The organism is Clostridium chromiireducens (genome assembly GCF_003575225.1).
Classification (GTDB): Bacteria; Bacillota; Clostridia; order Clostridiales; family Clostridiaceae; genus Clostridium; species Clostridium chromiireducens.
Genome location: NZ_QXDJ01000001.1, coordinates 158,354 through 180,494, shown reverse-complemented (window position 1 = coordinate 180,494; position 22,141 = coordinate 158,354). Strand labels below are relative to the sequence as shown.

The window sequence follows — 22,141 nt, the reverse complement described above, 5'->3', positions numbered from 1 at the left end:
TAACAATAGTTTTGAAGAGGTGAAAATAGAAATGAGTAACGCTAAAATAGTACTAAGCAAAGAAAGTATTAAAAATAGTGAATTATGGGAAAAAGCAGGGATAGAAATTCCAAAGTTTGATCATGATAATATGTCAGATTGTACTAAGGAGAATCCTACCTGGGTTCACTTTGGAGCAGGAAATATATTTAGAGGATTTATAGCAATGCTGCAACAACAACTTTTAAATAATGGAAAAGTAAATGGTGGTATTGTTGCTGTTGACGGACATGATTGTGATATGATGGACAAAATCTATACACCTTATGATAATTTAAGTTTACTTGTAATTATGAATCCTGATGGAAGCTTAGATAAAAAAGTTGTAGGAAGTATAGGTGAAAGCTTAGGAGCAGATTATTCAAGAGAAGAAGAATGGAAGAGATTACACGAAATATTCTCAAATCCATCATTACAAATGGCAAGTTTCACGATAACAGAAAAAGGCTATAGCGTAAAAAATATTTCTCAAGATGATTTAACAGATGGCTTAAATCACCCAAAAAGCATCATGGCTAAGGTTGCATCATTAGCATACACAAGATATAAAAATGGACAATTACCTATTGCTTTTGTTAGCATGGACAACTGTTCACACAATGGAGAAATACTTCATAACTCAATTGAAACAATCGTAAAAAAATGGATTGAAAATGGCTTAGTGGAAGAAGATTTCCTTAAGTACATTAATAATAATGAAAAAGTATCATTCCCTTGGAGTATGATAGATAAAATTACACCAAGACCTTCAGGAGATGTTAAAGACTCTCTAGAAAAAGAAGGATTTGAAGGTATGGATATTATATGTACAGAGAATAATACTTATGCTGCACCATTTGTTAATGCAGAAGGCCCACAATATCTTGTAATCGAAGATCATTTTCCAAATGGACGTATGCCACTCGAAGAAGCAGGCGTATTTTTAACAAACAGAGAAACAGTGGAAAGAATTGAAACAATGAAGGTTTGTACTTGTTTAAATCCATTACACACTTCTCTAGCAGTATTTGGATGTCTTCTTGGATTTAACTTAATAGCAGATGAAATGAAAGATCCAGCCTTAAAGAAATTAGTTGAAAAGATTGGATATGAAGAAGGTATGCCTGTTGTTGTAAATCCTGGAATAATAAATCCTGAAGACTTTATTAAAGAGGTAGTTGACGTTAGACTGCCAAATCCATATATACCTGATACACCTCAAAGAATTGCTTCAGATACATCTCAAAAAGTTGGCATAAGATTTGGTGAAACAATTAAAGCTTACGGTGCGAGAGAAGATTTAGATCCAAAACAACTTAAATATATTCCACTTGTTATTGCAGGTTGGTGCAGATATTTAATGGCAATAGATGATAATGGTAATGCAATGGAATTAAGTCCAGATCCATTATTAGATGAACTAAAGAAATATGTAGCTAATGTAAAATTAGGTACTAAAGAATTAGGTGAAGATACATTAAAACCTATACTAATAAATGAAGAAATTTTTGGTGTAAATCTTTATGATATAGGCTTAGGAGAAAAAATCGAAGGTTATTTCAATGAAATGATTTCAGGCGTTGGTGCTGTCAGATCAACTTTAGAAAAATATTTAGAGTGTAAATAATTTAAGATAATTAAATACATCAAAAAATAAACATTTTTATCATTCTCCGTTTACTTTACTCTGCCAAATAATATAAACAAAGAATGATAGAAATGTTTAAGAAAATTAATATGAAGTACATTATAACATAAACCATGCTAATTAACAACTTTCCTTAGAGTAAGAGAGCGTATTGAAATGATTGGAAAAATTTAAGATACGATTATATTAAGGACGTTAAATTAGTATAATTTTTAACAATCATAAATATCTTAAGGTCAATTTATAAACTATAAGAAAACGTTATGGTAAAGGATTGAATAGATGCAGATTACAATAATGTGCGTGAATTAATATATCGTATATTATTAACCCACTAAGTTCAATACTTTACAAATATGAAATAATTATTTGAAAGTAGGATGATGAGTATGAAAAATTTCATGGATGACAACTTTTTACTATCTAATCAAACAGCCATAGATTTATATCATAATTATGCTAAAAATCTGCCAATTATAGATTATCATTGTCATATTGATCCAAAAGAAATATATGAAAACAAGAAATTTAATAATATAACTGAAGCATGGCTTTATGCTGATCATTATAAATGGAGAGCAATGAGAAGTAATGGCATAGATGAAAAAAACATCACAGGAGATGGAAGTGATTATGATAAATTCTTAGCTTGGTCACAAACTATACCTATGTCTATAGGAAATCCGCTTTATCATTGGACTCATTTAGAACTTCAAAGATACTTTGGAATAGATGAACCTCTTGACGAAGATACGGCTCCTGAAATTTGGAAAAGAGCTAATGAATTACTTAGTGGAGATGGCTTTAATGTTAGAGATTTGATAACAAAATCAAACGTTGAAACTATATGCACAACAGATGATCCTATTGATACATTAGAATATCATATAAAACTTAAAGAAGATGCTAGCTTCAATGTAAATGTTTTACCGACTCTTAGACCAGATAAAGGAATTGAAATCAATTTAGATGGCTTTGTTTCTTGGGTAAAAGATTTAGAAAAAGTATCCGAAATATCTATGGATAATTATGATGAATTTTTAAAAGCTCTTGATTCAAGAATAAAGTTTTTCCATTCAGTTGGATGCAGAATGGCAGATCATGGTATAGATGGTGTAGTAGTTTATGCAGATTCAACAAAAGAAGAAGCAGCAGCTATATTCGCAAAAGCTTTGAAAGGCGAAACTGTAAGTATTGATGAAGAAAAGAAGTATAAAACTTATACATTAAGACATGTATTTAAACTTTATCATGAGTTAGGGTGGACTATGCAGCTTCATATAGCAGCGCTTAGAAGCAATAATACAAAAATGTATGAAAAAATTGGAGTTAACACAGGTTTCGACTCAATTAATGATGAAAGTATAGCTTATCCACTTTCTAGACTTTTAGATTCTGTGGATAGAGAGGATTCTCTTCCAAAAACTATTGTATATACATTAAATCCAAAGGATAACTATGTACTTGGAACCATGATTGGAAATTTCCAAGGTGATGGAATTCCAGGAAAAATGCAGTTTGGTGCAGCTTGGTGGTTTAATGATAACAAAGATGGAATGATTGAGCAAATGAAAGCTCTAGGGAACCTTGGATTATTAGGAAGATTCGTTGGCATGTTAACTGATTCAAGAAGCTTCTTATCATACACTAGACATGAATACTTTAGAAGAATTGCTTGTAATTTAATTGGAGAATGGGTAGAAAACGGTGAAGTACCTAAAAATGATAAATTACTAAAAAGAATTGTTCAAGGTATATGTTACAACAATGCAAAAGAATATTTTGGATTCGATGAAAAGTAATTAGAAAATACTGAAGTTAAGAAAGAGGGGACAAACAAATGTCAAATAAAAATAGAAAAATTACAATAGCTAGAGGTGTAGGTTACGGACTAGTTGATTTAATGGGTGGTGGTGCATTTACCATTATTGGAGCATTCTTATTATTTTTTTACACAACATTTGCAGGATTAACACCAATAGAAGGGGCTTCTATTATTGCGGTAGCTCGTATAGTTGATGCAGTTGCCAGTCTTTTTATAGGTAGTATATCTGATAATTTTTATAAGACTAAACTTGGTAAAATGTTTGGAAGACGTCGTTTCTTCTTATTAATCGGAGCACCTTTAATGGCAGATTACGTGCTATTATGGGTAACAGGAAGAAGTTATTGGTTCTATTTAGCTACTTATTTAATATTTGAAATTGTTGCAGCTATGGTATTAATTCCATGGGAAACATTACCTGCTGAAATGACTAAAGATTTTGATGACAGAACTAAATTATCAGCATCAAGAATGTTTATTTCTGCAACAGGTACATTCTTAGCTACTTTTGTTCCTGGAAGATTAATAGCTTTCTTCGGTGATAAAAATCCACAAGCATATTTTATTAATGGATTATTTTTTGCAATCATATATGCTATATGTATATTGATATCATATAAAGTAACTTGGGAAAGAGATCTTACACCTGAGATGGAAGCTGAATTACTAAAGAGCTCTGAAAAGAAAACTTTTGGTGAGCAAATAAAAGCTATGATTGAAGTAGCAGCTGATTATATATCTACATTAAAGATCAGAGCATTTAGACAACATTTAGCAATTTATATATTATCATTCACAGCTAAAGATTTATTTAACTCTGTATTTATATATTTCTGTGTTTATGATTTATTGGTTTCATCTACTCTTGCGGCTAATATACTTTCACTTAGTCTTATTGGTATACCAACAACTATTGTAGGTGGATTCTTAATGATCAAGGTTGGACCAGGAAACTTATTTAAAATATCATATACAACTATGATTGTTTGTTTATTAGGATTCTACAGTATCTATAAAATGGGATTAGGTGCTAATACTTCTTTATTATTCTTAGTTGGTGCTGTATATCAAATAGGTAGAAGTTTATTAGAATTTACTCCGTGGAATGTATTCCCATTCATACCAGACGTTGATGAAATGGTTACAAGAAAAAGAAGAGAAGGATTATTTGCAGCAGTAATGACTTTCACTAGAAAGAGTAGTGTAGCAATATCTACATTTGCTATCGGTGTTATATTACAAGATAGTGGATTTGTTAAAGGACAAGCAACTCAACCAGAAAACGTAATTACAACTATTGCTAATGTTTTACTTTATGGATGCATAGGATTACTTATATTAGCATTAATCTGTGCAGTAACTTTCAAACTTAATAAGAGAACACATGGTATATTAGTAGATGAAGTTGAACGTCTAAAAAACAACGGTTCAAAACAAGACGTTACTCCTGAAACAAGAGCAATTGTTGAAAATCTTACTGGATATAAATATGAAAATGTTTGGAAAGAAACAGCAGTATAACATATTTTTAATTACTAGAAGGTTAATAAGTTAAAATATAAACAAAGTTACAATCCTATCTCTCAAAATATTTTAACTTAACTCTTATGGCTGTCTTAAGATAGAGAATAAATTTCTATTTTAAGGCAGCTAATTTTAAATAAAATAATTATATAAGTGAGGAGATTTTAATATGAATAACAAAATTAACTGTCTATACTGTGATAAGGACGAAAAACTTGATAATTTAATGATTGAAATATGTAAGCTAGATGTATCTACTCTTTATTTGTTTAAGGAACAAAGTCATAAAGGAAGATGTATTGTTGCATATAACAAACATGTAAATGAATTATTTGAGCTAGAAGAAAAAGAATTAGAGTTATTTATGAAGGATGTTACAAAAGCAGCTTCTGCGATTAAAAAAACTTTTGCACCTGATAAAGTAAATTATGGGGCATACTCAGATACACTTCCTCATCTTCATTTTCATTTAGTTCCTAAATATAAGGATGGCTTTTCATGGGGTGGAGTATTTGAAATGAATCCTCAAAAAACGTATTTAAGCGATGAAGAATATAGTGAAAGAATAAAACTTATAAAAGAAAATCTATAATTTGTATGAAAATATAGAGGGGTATTTAAAAGAATATGTCTCCTTTATATCAAAGAAAATTAGCTAATATAAAGCAAAGATGTAATATAATAGCCCTAAAAGCGTTAAAACTTTTAGGGCTATTATTTATACTGCCTGATTATTAGAATTTGAACCAGTAAATTGACTGTTATATAGGTCTGCATAGAAACCTTTTTTAGCAAGAAGCTCATTATGGTTACCCATTTCAATAATACTTCCTTTATTCATAACAAGTATTAGTTCTGCGTCTCGTATTGTAGAAAGTCTATGCGCAATTACAAAACTTGTTCTATTCTGCATAAGCTCTGTCATAGCTTTTTGTATATATATTTCTGTTCTTGAATCAACGCTGCTTGTAGCTTCATCAAGAATCATAATAGTTGGATTTGCAAGTATTGCTCTAGCTATTGTAAGCAATTGTTTTTGTCCTTGAGAAATATTTGTAGCTTCCTCATTTAAAACTGTGTTATATCCATCAGGAAGTGTTTTGATAAAGTGATGAGCATGAGCTGCTTTCGCTGCTTGAATAATTTCTTCTTTTGTTGCATCTTCTTTACCATAGGCAATATTATCAAAAATAGTTCCATTAAATAACCAAGTATCTTGAAGTACCATACCAAACATATTGTGTAGTTCACCGCGTTTTATATCTCTTATATCAACTCCATCAATTGTAATTGTACCGCCACCTATTTCATAGAAGCGCATAAGTAGGTTGACAAGCGTAGTTTTTCCGGCACCAGTAGGTCCAACAATAGCAATTGTATGACCTTGTTTTACATCAATGTTCATGTTTTTAATAAGAGGTTCTTCAGCTTTATAGTTAAAGTCAACATTTTCGAATTTTACTTCTCCTTTAGGAGATTCTATAACCTTAGCATTTGCACTGTCTGGAATCTCTTCAACTTCATCTAATAGTTCAAATATACGCTCAGCAGAAGCTACTGTTGATTGAATTATATTAGCAATATTTGCAGTTTGAACTATAGGTTGAGTAAATTGGTTAGAATATTGAATAAATGCTTGAATATCACCAATTGTAATTTTGCCTTGTATTGCTAAGTAACCACCAACAACAGATACTATCACATAACCTATGTTACTTACAAATCTCATCATAGGCATTATGATTCCAGAAATAAACTGAGCCTTCCACCCTGAAGTATACAATCTATCGTTAATTTTTTTAAATTGCTCAATAGAGTCATGTTCATGGCCAAAAGATTTAACTATTTTATGGCCGGTATACATTTCTTCAACGTGACCATTAAGTTCACCGATTTCTTTTTGCTGAGCTGCAAAATATTTTTGAGATTGTTTTGCAATAAGTGCAGTCACTAAAATATAAAGAGGTAAAGTTAGTATAACAACCAAAGTCATCAATGGGCTAATTGTTAACATCATTATAATAATTCCAACAATAGTTACAACAGAGGTAATAAGTTGTGTAAGACTTTGTTGAAGTGTTGTTGCAATATTATCAACATCATTTGTTACACGGCTTAAAATCTCACCATGAGTTCTTGAATCAAAGAACTTAAGTGGCAGACGTGAAAGCTTATCTTCAACATCTTTACGAAGGTTGTATACAGTTTTTTGCGCGACACCGGCCATAATGTACTGTTGTAGGAATCCAAAAAGTGTACTTATTAAATATAATCCGAGTAATAATAAAAGTGTATGTGCTATATATGGAAAATCTATATTAGGTATTGGAATAGTAGCTGCTTTACCAGCTTTGAGTAGAGTCTGATTTTGTCCGATAGCTGTAAATTTTGCCATTAAACCTTCAAATAATCTAGTAATTGCCCAGCCTGAAACTTTAGGTCCTACTATGTTAAAAATAGTACTAAAGATTGCAAATATAAAAACTAAAATAAAGTTGACTTTTTGTGGCTTTAAATAACTTATCAGCCTTTTTAAGGTACCTTTGAAGTCTTTTGCTTTTACCACTGGGCCACTTGCAAATGAACTCATTGGTCCACCGCCTCCGTGGCCTCTTCCACCTGTGGGCCTTTTGGGATTTCTATTTTCACTCATGATAATTCCTCCTCTGAAAGCTGTGAAGATACAATTTCACGATATACTTCACAATTATTTAAAAGTTCTTTGTGAGTTCCCATACCTGCAATTTCTCCATCGTCTAAAACTATTATTCTATTTGCATCCATAACTGTTGCGACTCTTTGGGCAATAATAAGCATTGTAGCTTCTTTTGTTTCATCCTTAAGAGCAGCACGAAGTTTTGCATCAGTTTTAAAATCAAGAGCTGAGAAACTATCATCAAATACATATATTTCAGGTTTTCTAACTAGTGCACGTGCAATTGATAAACGTTGCTTCTGACCGCCAGAAATGTTGGCTCCGCCTTGAGCAATAACATGTTCATAGCCTTTTTCCATTTCATTAATAAAATCAGAAGCCTGTGAAACAGTTGCAGCATGTTGTATTTCTTCAATAGTGGCACCATCTTTACCGTATTTAATATTTTCAGCGATAGTACCAGAGAAGAGTACAGTTTTTTGTGGAACAAAACCTATTTTAGCTCTCAAACTATCTTGGCTCATTTCGCGTACATCTACACCATCAACAAGCACAGAACCATCAGTTACATCATAGAAACGTGGTATTAAGTTCACTAGGGTAGATTTACCAGAACCAGTACCTCCTATAATAGCGGTTACTTCACCAGGTTTAGCACTAAAGGTTATATTGCTAATTGCAGGTTGATCCGCACCAGGATATTTAAAACTAACATTTCTAAATTCAACATAACCACTTTCTTTGTCAGCAAGCACAGGAGCTTCCGTATCTACAATTTCTGACTCCATTTCTAAAACTTCATTTATTCTTATAGCAGAAGCTTGTGCTCTTGGTACCATTATAAATACCATAGAAAGCATTAAGAAACCAAATAGAATTTGCATTCCATATTGTATAAATGCAATTAATGAGCCAACCTGCATATTACCTGCATCTATTCTTTCGGCACCAAACCAAATAATAGCAATTGTTGTTACATTCATAATTAGCATCATTATCGGCATTAAAAAGGCCATAATTTTATTTACCTTTATAGCATTATTCATAAGATCAGCATTAGCGTTATCGAATCTATGTTTTTCAGTTTCAATACGATTAAAGGCGCGTATTACTCTTATACCAGTAAGTCCTTCTCGTAATACAAGATTCAATTTATCTATCTTTACCTGCATTAATTTAAATAATGGCATAGCATATTTAAGCGTTGCCGCAATAATGATTGCAAGGAGTGGAATAACTATTGCAAAAATCCAGGTTAAAGATGTATCTTCTTTTAGAGCCATTACAATACCACCTAAAGCAGTTAAAGGAGCAAAAAGTGCTATAGAAAAAATCATTATAGTCACCGATTGAATTTGAGTAACGTCATTTGTTGTTCTTGTAATAAGTGTTGCTGTACCAAGTTTATCAAATTCATGTAATGAGAAGCTTTCAACTTTTGCAAATAGTTTATTTCTAATAATTCTTCCAAAGCCTACAGCTGTTCGTGAAGAAAGTAGTGAGGATAGAACTGAACAGATTGCGCCACCAGCTGAAATTAATAACATTATTCCACCTGTTCTAATAATGTAATCTATGCCTTTATAGGAGCCATCAAAACCTAAAAATGACACAGTTTGAGTAACATCCTTTTGAACAATACCTTTATCAATGATATCAGCCATTAAAGTAGGCAAGTAGAGATTAGCAAGGACTTGAGTAAAAATTAACAAAACTATTACTATTATTTGCAGTGTATATTGCTTAAGAAACCTAAACAATTTAAACATTAATATCATCTCCATTCATTGTTTTTTTACTTTTGTTCATTAATTAGAAGCTTTTTTAAGGTATCTAAGCCCTCGAAAATTTTATTGAGTTCTTCTTCACTTCCTCGATTTATAGTATTTTTAATATTATCTTCAATTTTTTTATGGAAAGTTTTATGCATATCCTTATATTTCGGGGATATAGTTACATAAACGACTCTCTTGTCTTCTTTGCTCCGTTCTCTTACTACCATTTCTTGAGCTTCAAGTCTATCTATAATACCTGAAATTGTGCTATTAGATAGACAGAGGTGGTTGCTAAGTTCAGTTATCTTCATTTTTTTATATTTACCCAAAAGTCCAATAACCATACCTTGAGGTGCAGACATGCCAGTTTCGCTAATCATTTTTTTCATATTATGCCTAAATAAATTCATTACTTCTTGAAAAAGTTGTGCAACTTCGATACTTTTATTTGATTCATCCATTATATTTCATCCTCATACTATAATATATTTCGTTTACGAATATTCCGTATCAGAATATTTCGATTACGAAATAATTTTAATACTATAAGCATTTTGTGTCAAGACCAATTTAAATTATATTCAATCCATACTTAGTTATATATGGAATGTTGAGAGGTTTAAATAGAATCCTAAGATAAATTGTTAGACTTTAATATTGTTATATTATATAAAAACATGTCGAAATAAAATGAAAAAATGCATATTTTTATGTTGATTTACTAAATAGATGAATATATAATTGTATTTGCCAATACACAACAAAATTCAACAAAAAATGCTAGGAAATATAGAAAAAATCATGTCTAAATTATAATTTGTTAAAAAATATATAAATGGTATTAGGGGGAGTTTTATGAAATTTTATCATTCACTTAGATTTAAGCTTACGATAGTTCTTATTTGTGTAGCTCTTATTCCACTCTTAGTCTTATCTGTATTTCAATTAAATCGGTTCAATTCAGCGATTGATAGTAACATTCGGGAAAAAGAAATTGGTATAGCAGAGTCAAATGTTAATCAAATTAATACATGGATTGATAGTAAAATGTCACAGCTTACTGAAATATACAAAGTTCATCCAGAGTTTGCAGATATGGATGTAAATACAATAAACTCAGTTCTTAAACCTATAAGTGATAGTGACTCGGAAGTTGAATCTATGTCTGCTATTAAAAAAGATGGGAAGGTTAACGATACTATTGATGTAAATGATAGAGATTATTTTATCAAGCCAAAAGAAACCAAACAAATGGCTATAACTGATATAATTGTGCGTAAAAATAGTGATGTGATGAATATACCTATTTCTATGCCAGTTTTAGATAAAAATAATAATTTCAATGGGATAATTGTTAGTTACGTTAGTATAGATGCAATGAAAAATTATCTTAAAAACGTAAAGGTAGGGGAAACTGGATATGCATTTATGTTATCTCCTAAAGGGGATTTCGTATATCATCCAGATAAAGAGATGGTTGGAAAAAATTTTGTAGATTCTATAAAGAATCAAGATACTGTAAATATCTTTAAAAATGAAGTGTTAGCTAAAGACAGCGGATATATTGAATATACAGATGATGAAGGTGTTGAAAAAATTGCAGCATTTTCAACTGTATCTAAAACATCATGGAAAGTGGTAGTTACAGTTCCTTCAAAGGAAGTATATAATGAGATTAATAAGTCTACTAGTTTGTCAATTATATTTATATGTATTTCTGTATTAACTGTTATGATAGTATCATTTTTTATGTCAAACGTTACTGCAAAACCTATAAAAGAATGTGTTAATTATCTAAATCAATTAGCAAATGCAGATTTTACGCAAAAGGTGCCGTATAAGATTAAGAGGCGAAAAGATGAGATAGGAATACTTGCAAATTCAATGGAGATAATGAGTGATTCTATAAAATCAGTCGTATCTAATGTTATAAGTGAAGCTAATAGTGTTAAAAATAATATTACTAATTCATCTAAAGATATATATGATTTATCAATGCAAGTTGAAAATGTGTCTTCAACGACGGAAGAAATGTCTGCTGGAATTGAGGAGACTGCAGCAGCTACCAAACTTATGAATTCAACTTCAGTGGAGATAGAAGATTCGGTTAAAAATATTTCAATTAAAGCACAAAATGGTTCTGGAATAGCAGAAGAGATAAGCAAACGTGCTCTTAGTTTAAAGGAAAATGCTGTAGTATCTGAAAAAACTGCACATGATATAAGAGATAATATTGATGTTGATATGCGAAAGGCCATTGAGCAGTCAAACGCTGTTAACAAAATTAATGTGCTTACAGAATCAATTTTACAAATTACGTCTCAAACAAATCTTTTAGCATTAAATGCGGCAATAGAGGCAGCAAGAGCAGGAGAAGCGGGTAAGGGATTTGCTGTAGTAGCAGATGAAATAAGAAAATTAGCTGAGGTTTCAGCAGATACAGTTAATGAAATTCAAGAAATAACAAAATTAGTTATGAGTTCAGTTATTAATTTAAAATCAAGTTCAGAGAGAGCATTAAATTTCATTGACACAACTGTAATTGATGATTATAAGAACATGGTTAATATTGGAGAACAATATTACAAAGATTCAGAATCAGTTGAAAGGTTAGTAAATGATTTTAGTGAAACCTCTAGAGAATTATTAGATTCAATACAAAGTATGGTAAGATCCATAAATGAAATTGCAGCATCTAATGATGAGAGCGCACAGGGGGCCCAAGTTATTTCGGAAAAAACATTGTCTGTTATGGAGAATTCTAACAATATAACAGAGCTTATGAGAACTACAGAACAAAATGCTGAAGAGCTTATGCAAATTGTTGCTAAGTTTAAAATATAACTTAATAAATAATTAGTAAAATGCTCCGTTTTTTATGGAGCATTTTTATATAGTTTCAAATAGGTAAATCTAAAGAAGATATATATTCTAATTAAATATGGTGACTTACCTTTAAAAAAATAGCAAAGAGGTATATAATATGGCTATTGAGCACGTGTGCAAAGAATAGATGAAGGAGATAAATAAAGATGATAAAATATCTGCAGTCAAAAACAGTTAAAATGGCTTTGTCAGCTACAATAGCAATAATTGTATCAAATTATATAGGATTACAGTTCGGAGTAACTTCTGGAATAATAGCGATACTTAGTATTCAAGATACAAAGAAGGAGGCTCTGCAAGTAGGAGGAAGAAGAATAATTACATCGACACTAGCTATATTTCTTTCATTTATAATTTATTTGTTGTTAGGTAGTAATCCAATTGTGTTTGGATTATTTTTGTTAATATTTATTCCAATAGCTCAAATGATAAAAATGAGCGAAGGAATAGCTGTTGGGGCGGTATTATCAACGCATCTTTTAATAAGTAATGATATAAATCTTTTTTGGGTCATTAATGAAGCAAAATTAACTGTTGTAGGCATTGGAGTTGCAATCATGTTTAATTTATATACAGCATCATTAGAAGATGAATTTGAGAAAAATAAACATAGGATTGAAGAATATTATAGGGCAATATTATCGGATATGGCAGTGACTTTAATTACTCAAGCTGTTCCAGTTTATGAACAGGAAATACTAGCAACTGTTGAAAATTTAGTTGAAAAGTCTAAAGCTATGGCGCAATTAATAAATAATAATAATTTATTTAAAAAAAATGGCTATTATATAAATTATATTGAGATGAGAATACTTCAGTTAGATACAATGAAAAGAATGAAGAGACACTTTTCAAGATTTTACATGACTTATGACCAAACAAAAATATTATCAGAGTTTACTAATGACGTTGCAATGAATCTCCATGAAGATAATGATTGCCTTGAGCTAATTGAAAAATTAAATTTTCTCAGAAGAGATTATGCAAGTATGGAACTACCAAAAAATAGAGATGAATTTGAAAATAGGGCATTGCTATTTCAATTTTTGAATGATTTAGAAGATTTTTTGATTATCAAAAAAGAGTTTAAACAGTCTTTTAAAAATATCGTAAGTGATTATAGGGTTCCGCAATGATAATCGAACTTATGTGTGTTCCCACCGAAATCAATGATATTCGTTTGTTTCGGTTTCTAAGGAATTTTGATGGGTAGTTCTAAGATTGGAAGTTGCACCAAAAGTGCTGGCCTCAAAAGAGGAAACTCGACTCACATTCGTTCGCTGAGTAAGTTCGAAGGACCAAATGCAAGATTTGGATTCTCACTTAAGCATTGAACTAGCACTTTTGAACAACTTCCAATCTAAGAACCACAGCCATCAAAATTCCAGATGAAACACTACACAAAAGAATATCATTGATTTCTAGTTAGGGAATATATCACAGTATAAGTTTAATTATCAATGAGGAACCCTTGTATCAGGTATAAAGATATAGTGATATTTATTTTGGGCATTAGAATTAATATATATTAAAACTTTGTATACAGTATGTTTGGAAAATCATTCATAATTTGTGAATAGTGTGTAGAGATAAGACATATATATATACATGTTTAGTATACAATGGGTGAAGGTGTTCTTATGCTCCATGATTTATTTATAAATGTCACTATTTTGATATCCTTTTTACTAATAATAGGACAGATTTTTAAGAATAATAGTTTTGATCACAGACAAGCTTTAAAAGTTCAATTCCTGCTAGGTATAGCGTTTGGGCTATTAGGAATAATTTTAATGATGTTTACAATAAGAATTACGGATAACATTATTATAGACCTAAGAAATATTTCAATTATTTGCGCAGGTATACTTGGCGGACCTATTTCAGCAGTATTTGCTACAATACTCATTGCTTTTTTTAGGCTTATTTATTTTGGTATAAATACTGCATCAATAATAGCACATTTTGTAGCACTTATAATTGGTCTTGGAACAGCGTATATAGCAACTATGAAGCTGTCAAGAAGAAATAAGTTTATATTTATGTTTCTATTTTCAATGCTTATATCTAGTACGGCATTACGGTATTTAATAGAAAATAAAAATGGCTTAGAAGAAACAGTTTTTTTTTATTGGGCGGTATACATTTTAGGAATAGTGTTAGGGTACTATACTACTAAATATATAATTTCTGCAAATTCTAATTATAAGAATATGCTTTATTATAGAATGATGGCTGATAATTTATCTGATACTATATTAACCTATAAAGCCGGAGGGAAAATTATATTCGTCTCTCCTCAGGTAGAACAATTATCTGGATATACTCAGGAAGAATTAGTGGGAACCTCCTTCTATAAATATATATATCATGAAGATATAGAATCACTAAAGAAGGCTTTTTTAAATAACGTGAAAACTAAAGATATTTCAACACAAGTTTTTAGAATCAAATGCAAAGATGATAAGTATGTTTGGGTTGAGTTATCAATGAAAGTGATGAGAAGCAATGATAATTCGATAGAGCAAATTATCTGCGTTATTAGGGATATTTCTGCGAGAAAGGAAATTGAGAATGAGCTGAGGATAAGTAATGCTAGATTTAAGGCAATTTTTGATAATGCAGGTTTAGGAATTGTTGTACGTGATAATAATGAGAAAATTATTGAAGCTAATACCGCATACTTTCATATGCTGGGGTATTCGAAGGATGAAATTAATCACTTATCAGGGATAAATAGATTCAAAGGTGATGAAGAAATTGTAGATATTTTTAATAAACTATATAATGACGAATGTACATTGTGTAAATCAGAAAATTGTTATATTGGTAAAAACAATGAAAGAATATGTGCTGAAGTTACTTCTACCCTGATACCGGGAACAGAACATGACCCTATTTTTATGATTAATATAATTAATGATATAACCGAGAGGAAAAGAATGGAGAAGAAATTAAAAGAGAGTGAAGAGCGATTTAGAGTTGCATTTGATAGTGCGGTGATAGGAATGTGCTTGGCACATATAAATGGAAAATTCTTTAGAGCAAATCAAGCTCTGTGTGATTTATTAGGATATTCTCAAGATGAGTTATTAAATATCAATTTTGAGCAAATTACACATTATGATGACAAGGAGAAAGAAATAGCTTTAGTTGAAAAGTTATTATCAGGTGAAATTCCTCATTTCATTCTTGAAAAACGTTATATTCATAAAAACGGAAAAATAATTTGGGCCATATTAGGAATTTCCATTGTATATGACGCTGGAAATAAGCCACTATATTTGGTGGGACAAATACAAGACATTACTTTAAGGAAATTTGCTGAACATGAACTTTTAAAAGCTAAAGATAAAGCAGAAAAACTTGCAACTGTGGATTTTCTAACAGGAACGTTAAATCGTAGAGCATTTGAAGAGAGATTTAATGTGGAGTTTAGCAGGGCTGAGAGAGAGAAATTAAATATGAGCATTATACTAGCGGATATAGATTTTTTTAAAAAAGTAAATGATACTTATGGACATCAAGTGGGGGATATTGCTTTGCAAAAGTTTGCTCAATGTATTGTGAATATGTGCAGACCATATGATTTTGTAGGGAGGCATGGTGGTGAAGAATTTGTAATTTGTTTACCAGAAGTAACTAGTGAACAAGCAATCATGATTGCTGAACGTATGAGAAAGGCAGTAGAAAATTTGCATATAAATTTTCAGAATAATCAAGAAAAAATTAATATTACTGCAAGTTTTGGAGTATCATCTTATAAAAAAGTAAATGGAGAAAACATTAATAATCTTATATTGAGAGCAGATAGAGCAATGTATAAAGCAAAAAACAAAGGCAGAAATAGGGTTTGTACTGAAGAGGATGATTAAAATAAATGATAAGAAGTTTTATTTTGGGGCCCCTTATAGAATTATTATACTATAAGGGGCTAGCTCTATATGCACATAATTTATTACCCTAATGATTATGTGTAAAATAGTAGGATAGAAAACTTTATTAAATTTAAAACTATAAATTGATATTACAAGAGATATTAATTTATACTATAAACATAGGAAGAAATATAAGTTAATTAAAGTATAAAAATGCGAAGCAGTTTTATAAATATTAGCTTACTAATAATATAAGTGAAGAAAGGAATTAAAGATGTACGATTATCCGTTATACAGGCCTCCTAGTGAAAGCAATAGCCTTATAATACAGGCAACGTTAGGTTGTTCACATAATAAATGTAGTTTTTGTAGTATGTATAAATCGAAGAAATTCTCTATAAAATCCTTGGAAGAAATTAAAAATGATATGAACCACTTTAGAAAGATATATGAACATGTTGAAAAGATATTTCTTGCAGATGGTGATGCTTTGATTATTCCTACTAAGGACCTAAAAGAAATACTAATGTATGCAGGTAAGTTGTTTCCTGAATGTAGTAGGATTACTCTTTATGGTTCACCTAAATCAATACTTCTTAAAACTCATCAGGAGTTAGAAGAGCTTAAGGCTTTAGGGTTATCTATGATATATATGGGAGTTGAAAGTGGAAGTGATGAGGTTTTAAAAGATATAAATAAAGGGGCAAGCAGTGAAGAACTATTAAATGCAGCAGTAATGGTTAAGAATGCAAATATTTTGCTATCAGTAACTGTTATAGCTGGAATTGGAGGAAGAAAAAATAGTAAAATTCATGCAGTTAAAACTGGCGAATTAATAAGTAATATGGCTCCAGATTATTTAGGCGTATTAAGTCTTATGGCTGAGGAAGAAACTGATTTATATAATAAAATAGTGAAAAAAGAATTTCAATTGTTAAGTGATAAAGAAATGTTAATTGAAATTAAGCTTTTAATAGAACACATCAATATTGAGGAAACAATAGTATTTAGATGCAACCATGCATCGAATTACGTTTCGCTAAGAGGAGATTTACCTTGTGACAAAGAGGCTATGATTAATCAGATTGATTATCATATAGAACATAATAAATTAAAATATGAATATGATAGACGACTTTAACTAATATAAATTTATTGGAAAAAAAGTGATATTTTTGTTGAAAAACATGGAAATAAAGTGTAAAATATACCTAATATATACATTGATAATAGCACACTTCTCGAAAGATAAGGTCGCAAAGCTATGGGTCTAAAGAAATTTATTTCAATGACTGCCAGGCTGCCAAAATGTTGTTAAATGCATTGCATACGCATTAGTTTATCTTTTTGGCGCCTATTAATTAATAGGCGCCTTCTATTTTATGGAAATAGTTTGGATATAGATATGTATATATTAACTACACTTTATAAGGAGGAAGTATTTATAATATGTACGACTATCAAGAATACAAGCTATCTAGTTAAATTATAATCTTGTTAAAATCTAAATGAAAATCATAAATTTAAAAATGAATTCGATTTATTGGGAGTAATAAAAGGAGAAGAGTTTTATGAATAATTTAGAAAAAAAACTAACAAGAGAAGAGATTAATGAAGTTAAGATACAAAGGTTAAAAAACATTGTTAAATATGTTTATGATAGTGTTCCGTTTTACAAAAATAAATTTGATATGATGGGCATAACTCCTGAAGATATTAAAACATTAGGGGATATTGAATTACTGCCATTTACAACAAAGGAAGATTTAAGGAGAAATTATCCTTATGGTATGTTTGCAGTTCCTATGAATAAAATTGTAAGAATTCATGCATCATCAGGGACAAGTGGTACGCAAACAATAGTAGGTTATACAAAAAACGATATAGATAATTGGTCAAATTTAATAGCTGATGTCTTGGGTAGATATGGTGTTACTTCAGATGATGTGGTGCAAGTGGCTTATGGATATGGTCTATTTACAGGAGGATTAGGACTTCACTATGGTATCGAGCGTGTAGGTGCATCAGTTATACCTATGTCAGGAGGAAATACTGAAAAGCAAGTACTTACTATGAAAAATTTTGGAGTTACTGTACTTGCTTGTACCCCATCATATGCTCTTCATATATATGATACTATGGTAAAAATGGGAATACACCCTGAAGAATTAAAATTAAGAATGGGGGTTTTTGGAGCAGAACCTTGGTCTAATGAAATAAGAGAAAATATCGAAAGTAAGTTTAAAATCAAGGCATATGATATATATGGATTAAGTGAAGTAATGGGGCCAGGAGTAGCAGGTGAATGTAATATGCAGGATGGTTTGCATATTAATGAAGAAGACTTTTTTCCAGAAATCATAGACCCAATTACTCAAGAAAGTGTTGAGCCTGGAGAAAAGGGAGAATTGGTTTTAACTACTTTGACAAAGGAAGGAATTCCATTGATAAGATATAGAACAAGAGACATATCATCACTTAGCTATGATAAATGTGAATGTGGATGCCTATATGTTAAGATGAACCGTATATATGGAAGAAACGATGATATGATGATTATTAGAGGAGTAAATGTATATCCAATACAGATTGAAAAAATATTACTTGGTTTTGAGGAATTATCACCGAACTATACATTAACTTTAGAGAAAAAAGGTAATCTAGATCAATTAACAATTACAGTCGAAACGAACAGAGATCTAAAGTATTACTATACACATGAATTAAATGAACTACAAAAAAATATTAAAAATAGATTGCATAATTTACTACAAGTTGGGTGTAATATAGAATTTGTTAATCCAGATACACTTGTAAAAAGTGAAGGGAAGGCTAAAAGAATATTCGATAAAAGGGAAATATGTATTTAATTAAGGATTTAATTATAAAAACAAAGATATGATTTAATAAGGATAGATTTTGTGAAAACTTGATAAAGTATTAAAGTTATTTGGAAAAATTATAAAAAGTAGATAATTAATTATTTATCTACTTTTTATAAAATCATCAATGCCAATTAATGACTATATGATAAATAATATAGTTATTTAAAACTTATATAGCAATGAGCACATGGCAACGCCAGCACCAACTGAACAAAATACTGCTTTAGCACCAGGAGTTATTGGTTTATTTTGAAGGGTTTCATGTAACGCAAATATTGGACTAGTGGTACCGGTATATGCATATTTATCACCAATGTATGCAAATTTTTCTTCATAATTATCGATATTTAATATTCTTGCTGTTTCAATTAAGAATTGCTTAGAATATTGTGATAAAAAGAAATATTGAATTTCATCAAGTGAGAAATCATATTCACACATGAATTCATCTATAGCTTTACTCCATTCAGGGGCAAAGAAATTAAGAGGAAATGGGGTCCATTGTTGTTTTTTATCATATTCACTGGTTGTATTTAAACGCGCTTTAGTAAGTCCACAACAAGGAGAGATAATTGTACTGTAGTATTCAGATCTTGTGCAGTATTTAGAATCTAGTATTCCTCTTTGTGTATCTTCCTCAGTGCATTTTAAAATTACTGCAGCGGCACCATCACCAGAGGCTGGATATGTATATTTACAATCTTCCCTAGCAATAGAAGATACTAATATACCGCCTACCACAAGTGCATATTTTATGTTTTTTGATGTTTTCATAAAGCGGCTCATTTGATCGAGAGCAACAACCATACCGACACAGTTGGAGTTTAAATCATATACAGTATGTGCATTTGATGCTTGTAACTCATGATTTATGATAAGTGCATTAGATGGACATAAATATTCAGGTGTGTCAGAAGAAAATACTATAGCATCAAGTTTATCAGCTGATATACCAGCGATCTTTAAAGCGTTTTTTGAGGCTTCTATTGCCATAGTTAAAGCGTTTTCGGTGGTATTATTTACAATATATCGTTCTTTTCTTCCTAGATTATCAAGAAAAGGTGCGATATCTTTACCTAAGTTTTTGAAATGCTCTATATAGTAATCATTATCTACTTTGTTTGAAGGGTGGTATATACCTGTCCCTACAATATTTACGTTTTTGTATTTCATGAACATTAAGTCTCCTTTTAATTTATTTGTGAAGAAAATTCTATATGAATACTGTTTGTAGAAAAGCAATACTTTTTGTGGAATGTATTTGAAAAAAAGATATATTATGTATATTATATCATATTGTGTAAAGGAATCAATATGATATAAGTTATAACATTTAAATTTATTCAACATATTTGGAGGGATAATATGGAAAAGAAAGAAAGTTTTATAATAGAATTTAATAAAAAATCACTAAAATTAGTATTAATAATTTATTTATTAAGTTGCTCATTATCATTAATATTTTTTAGCGCACTAAAGTTTTTAGGTTACAATGATGACATAAGTATAAGCTCTTTAGCTATGATAGGAGTATTTGTTGTCATTTATGCTGTGTTATTTAGAATATGTTATAGGTCTACAATAACGAAAGATGGTTTTAACATAAAAGCTTTTAACATAACAAAAGGTGTAATTTTATTTATCACTTATTTTCACTACATATTTTTAAACTTTACAATGCATTTAAACTCTTTATGGCTTGTGATTTTCTTTTTTGTTATGCTTGGAGCATTATTTTTTGATGTGAAAATGATTATTGTATCAATAGTGTTGAGCATATTGTGCCAAATAATAGTTTTTGTTCATGATCCTTCGATTTTTCAAGATAGACAGCTGTTTATGGCAGAATCACTCATGAGGATTATTACTATTTTATTAACGTTAACGGCAATTCTTTTAATTGTATATTTTTCATCGAGATTATTAAAATCTATTGAGGAGAAGGAAATAGAAATAGGAGAAGAAAATCAAAAGCTCATAAGTTTATTTGAAAATATGTCTAAATTTTCTTCTAGTATTTTAGAGTCAAGTGAGAATTTGAGCGCCGCAATCGAAGAACAGACAAGCTCTCTTTTAGAAGTATCAGGAACAAGTCAAGCTTTATCTGATGATTCAAATGAAATGCTTATTAAATCAGATGGTAATAAAGATAATTTAAATGCGTTACTCAACGCTAATGAGGTAGTGGTAAGTAAAACTAAGGATAGTGAAGATAAGATAAAAGATCTTATTAATATTACGAATAATAACCAGAAGTCTTTAGATGAAACTATTACAATTATTAGAGATATAAAAAATAGTATAGAAGATACTTTTCAATCAACAAAAGATTTAGAACATAAATCAAGACAAGTAGATGAGATATTAACACTTATTGGTGATATATCAGAACAAACAAATCTTCTTGCATTGAATGCGTCAATTGAGGCTGCTAGAGCAGGGGAATATGGTAAAGGTTTTGCTGTAGTGGCAGAAGAGATAAGAAAACTGGCTGAAGGAACAAAGGAATCACTTAATCAAGTGAGTTCAATAGTTAATGAATTGAAATATAAAATTAATACCGTTCAAGAGCAAATGAATGATAATAATGAAAAATCGCAAAAAGGGGATAGTATTCTCAATGAAACAGTTAAAGGGTTAACGATGATGAATACTAATTTAAAATCATTTACGAATAATATTATGGATATAGGTAATGCATCTGAAACCTTATTGACTAAAGCTAAAGGCTTAGTTGAATCAAATGAAGAAATATTTAATATAACAAAAGATACAATACCAAAATACGGAATAGTTACAGAGCAGATAGCTCAAAGTGCATCTACAAGTGAGGAAATCGAGGCTAATATAAATGAGCTTAGGAATATCGCCGAGAGTATGAATAGGCTTACTGAGTAGAGTTATGTAGACTTATAAAATATCTGGAGTAACTTCTAGTTCTAAGCTAGAAGTTACTCCTTTAATATTAGGTGGATATTTGAAGAGGCATATTAAAGTTAAAATTAGATTATAAGATCAAGACGCAAAAGATTCTGGTAAAGAATCT

The 22,141-nt window shown here is 30.3% G+C and carries 14 protein-coding genes and 1 riboswitch; of the genes, 10 read left to right on the top strand and 4 right to left on the bottom strand.

Annotated features, from left to right (window positions below):
• The first annotated feature begins 31 nt into the window (after positions 1-31).
• The 4 genes from D2A34_RS00745 (at position 32) to D2A34_RS00730 (ending at position 5,607) form a co-directional block, all read left to right on the top strand.
• Positions 32-1,645, top strand: coding sequence for a mannitol dehydrogenase family protein (locus tag D2A34_RS00745; RefSeq protein WP_119365426.1), 1,614 nt, complete (start codon positions 32-34; stop codon positions 1,643-1,645).
• 410 nt (positions 1,646-2,055) lie between these two features.
• On the top strand, positions 2,056-3,468 hold the full coding sequence (gene uxaC, locus D2A34_RS00740; RefSeq protein ID WP_119365425.1) for a glucuronate isomerase: 1,413 nt from the start codon (positions 2,056-2,058) through the stop codon (positions 3,466-3,468).
• Between the two features lie 38 nt (positions 3,469-3,506).
• Positions 3,507-5,012 carry an MFS transporter gene (locus tag D2A34_RS00735; RefSeq protein WP_079440905.1) on the top strand — a complete coding sequence of 502 codons (1,506 nt, stop codon included), beginning with the start codon at positions 3,507-3,509 and terminating at the stop codon, positions 5,010-5,012.
• A 172-nt stretch (positions 5,013-5,184) separates the two neighbouring features.
• On the top strand, positions 5,185-5,607 hold the full coding sequence (locus D2A34_RS00730) for an HIT family protein (protein WP_079440906.1): 423 nt from the start codon (positions 5,185-5,187) through the stop codon (positions 5,605-5,607).
• Positions 5,608-5,733: 126 nt separating this feature from the next.
• Here the strand turns inward: D2A34_RS00730 and D2A34_RS00725 are convergent, their stop codons facing one another.
• From D2A34_RS00725 to D2A34_RS00715, 3 genes are read right to left on the bottom strand one after another with little or no spacing between them, the layout of a single operon-like run.
• A complete protein-coding gene (locus D2A34_RS00725; RefSeq protein WP_079440907.1) occupies positions 5,734-7,668 on the bottom strand; it encodes an ABC transporter ATP-binding protein in 1,935 nt (644 codons plus the stop codon).
• Positions 7,665-9,440: an ABC transporter ATP-binding protein gene (locus D2A34_RS00720; protein ID WP_079440908.1), complete on the bottom strand. Its 1,776-nt coding sequence runs from the start codon at positions 9,438-9,440 to the stop codon at positions 7,665-7,667. The genes D2A34_RS00725 and D2A34_RS00720 overlap by 4 nt, the downstream gene beginning before the upstream one ends.
• Positions 9,441-9,466: 26 nt before the next feature.
• Positions 9,467-9,907, bottom strand: coding sequence for a MarR family winged helix-turn-helix transcriptional regulator (locus tag D2A34_RS00715; protein WP_079440909.1), 441 nt, complete (start codon positions 9,905-9,907; stop codon positions 9,467-9,469).
• A 394-nt stretch (positions 9,908-10,301) separates the two neighbouring features.
• On the opposite strand from D2A34_RS00715, the gene D2A34_RS00710 reads away from it, so the two are divergent.
• The 5 genes from D2A34_RS00710 (at position 10,302) to D2A34_RS00690 (ending at position 19,080) form a co-directional block, all read left to right on the top strand.
• Positions 10,302-12,290, top strand: coding sequence for a methyl-accepting chemotaxis protein (locus D2A34_RS00710; protein ID WP_119365424.1), 1,989 nt, complete (start codon positions 10,302-10,304; stop codon positions 12,288-12,290).
• A 188-nt stretch (positions 12,291-12,478) separates the two neighbouring features.
• Positions 12,479-13,468, top strand: a complete 990-nt coding sequence (locus D2A34_RS00705; protein ID WP_079440911.1) for an aromatic acid exporter family protein — start codon at positions 12,479-12,481, stop codon at positions 13,466-13,468.
• Positions 13,469-13,954: 486 nt separating this feature from the next.
• Positions 13,955-16,207: a PAS domain S-box protein gene (locus D2A34_RS00700; RefSeq protein WP_079440912.1), complete on the top strand. Its 2,253-nt coding sequence runs from the start codon at positions 13,955-13,957 to the stop codon at positions 16,205-16,207.
• Positions 16,208-16,484: 277 nt separating this feature from the next.
• Entirely contained in the window at positions 16,485-17,351 is an 867-nt protein-coding gene (locus D2A34_RS00695; RefSeq protein ID WP_079440913.1) for a radical SAM protein, read from the top strand.
• Between the two features lie 80 nt (positions 17,352-17,431).
• A riboswitch (cyclic di-GMP riboswitch) is annotated at positions 17,432-17,518 on the top strand.
• A 263-nt stretch (positions 17,519-17,781) separates the two neighbouring features.
• Positions 17,782-19,080 (top strand): phenylacetate--CoA ligase family protein, encoded by a 1,299-nt coding sequence (locus D2A34_RS00690; RefSeq protein ID WP_079440914.1) that lies wholly within the window; start codon positions 17,782-17,784, stop codon positions 19,078-19,080.
• Positions 19,081-19,257: 177 nt separating this feature from the next.
• Here the strand turns inward: D2A34_RS00690 and D2A34_RS00685 are convergent, their stop codons facing one another.
• Positions 19,258-20,268: a ketoacyl-ACP synthase III gene (locus D2A34_RS00685; RefSeq protein ID WP_182629285.1), complete on the bottom strand. Its 1,011-nt coding sequence runs from the start codon at positions 20,266-20,268 to the stop codon at positions 19,258-19,260.
• A gap of 192 nt (positions 20,269-20,460) precedes the next feature.
• Between D2A34_RS00685 and D2A34_RS00680 the strand changes: the two genes are divergently transcribed.
• Complete coding sequence (locus D2A34_RS00680; protein ID WP_079440916.1) at positions 20,461-21,993, top strand: methyl-accepting chemotaxis protein; 1,533 nt, start codon at positions 20,461-20,463, stop codon at positions 21,991-21,993.
• Positions 21,994-22,141: the final 148 nt, after the last annotated feature.

Coding starts and splice junctions, on each gene's coding strand:
- D2A34_RS00695 (WP_079440913.1), top strand. CDS start 16,485: ATGTACGATTATCCGTTATACAGGCCTCCTAGTGAAAGCAATAGCCTT.
- uxaC (WP_119365425.1), top strand. CDS start 2,056: ATGAAAAATTTCATGGATGACAACTTTTTACTATCTAATCAAACAGCC.
- D2A34_RS00710 (WP_119365424.1), top strand. CDS start 10,302: ATGAAATTTTATCATTCACTTAGATTTAAGCTTACGATAGTTCTTATT.
- D2A34_RS00705 (WP_079440911.1), top strand. CDS start 12,479: ATGATAAAATATCTGCAGTCAAAAACAGTTAAAATGGCTTTGTCAGCT.
- D2A34_RS00715 (WP_079440909.1), bottom strand. CDS start 9,907: ATGGATGAATCAAATAAAAGTATCGAAGTTGCACAACTTTTTCAAGAA.
- D2A34_RS00720 (WP_079440908.1), bottom strand. CDS start 9,440: ATGTTTAAATTGTTTAGGTTTCTTAAGCAATATACACTGCAAATAATA.
- D2A34_RS00700 (WP_079440912.1), top strand. CDS start 13,955: ATGGGTGAAGGTGTTCTTATGCTCCATGATTTATTTATAAATGTCACT.
- D2A34_RS00745 (WP_119365426.1), top strand. CDS start 32: ATGAGTAACGCTAAAATAGTACTAAGCAAAGAAAGTATTAAAAATAGT.
- D2A34_RS00735 (WP_079440905.1), top strand. CDS start 3,507: ATGTCAAATAAAAATAGAAAAATTACAATAGCTAGAGGTGTAGGTTAC.
- D2A34_RS00685 (WP_182629285.1), bottom strand. CDS start 20,268: ATGAAATACAAAAACGTAAATATTGTAGGGACAGGTATATACCACCCT.
- D2A34_RS00730 (WP_079440906.1), top strand. CDS start 5,185: ATGAATAACAAAATTAACTGTCTATACTGTGATAAGGACGAAAAACTT.
- D2A34_RS00725 (WP_079440907.1), bottom strand. CDS start 7,668: ATGAGTGAAAATAGAAATCCCAAAAGGCCCACAGGTGGAAGAGGCCAC.
- D2A34_RS00680 (WP_079440916.1), top strand. CDS start 20,461: ATGGAAAAGAAAGAAAGTTTTATAATAGAATTTAATAAAAAATCACTA.
- D2A34_RS00690 (WP_079440914.1), top strand. CDS start 17,782: ATGAATAATTTAGAAAAAAAACTAACAAGAGAAGAGATTAATGAAGTT.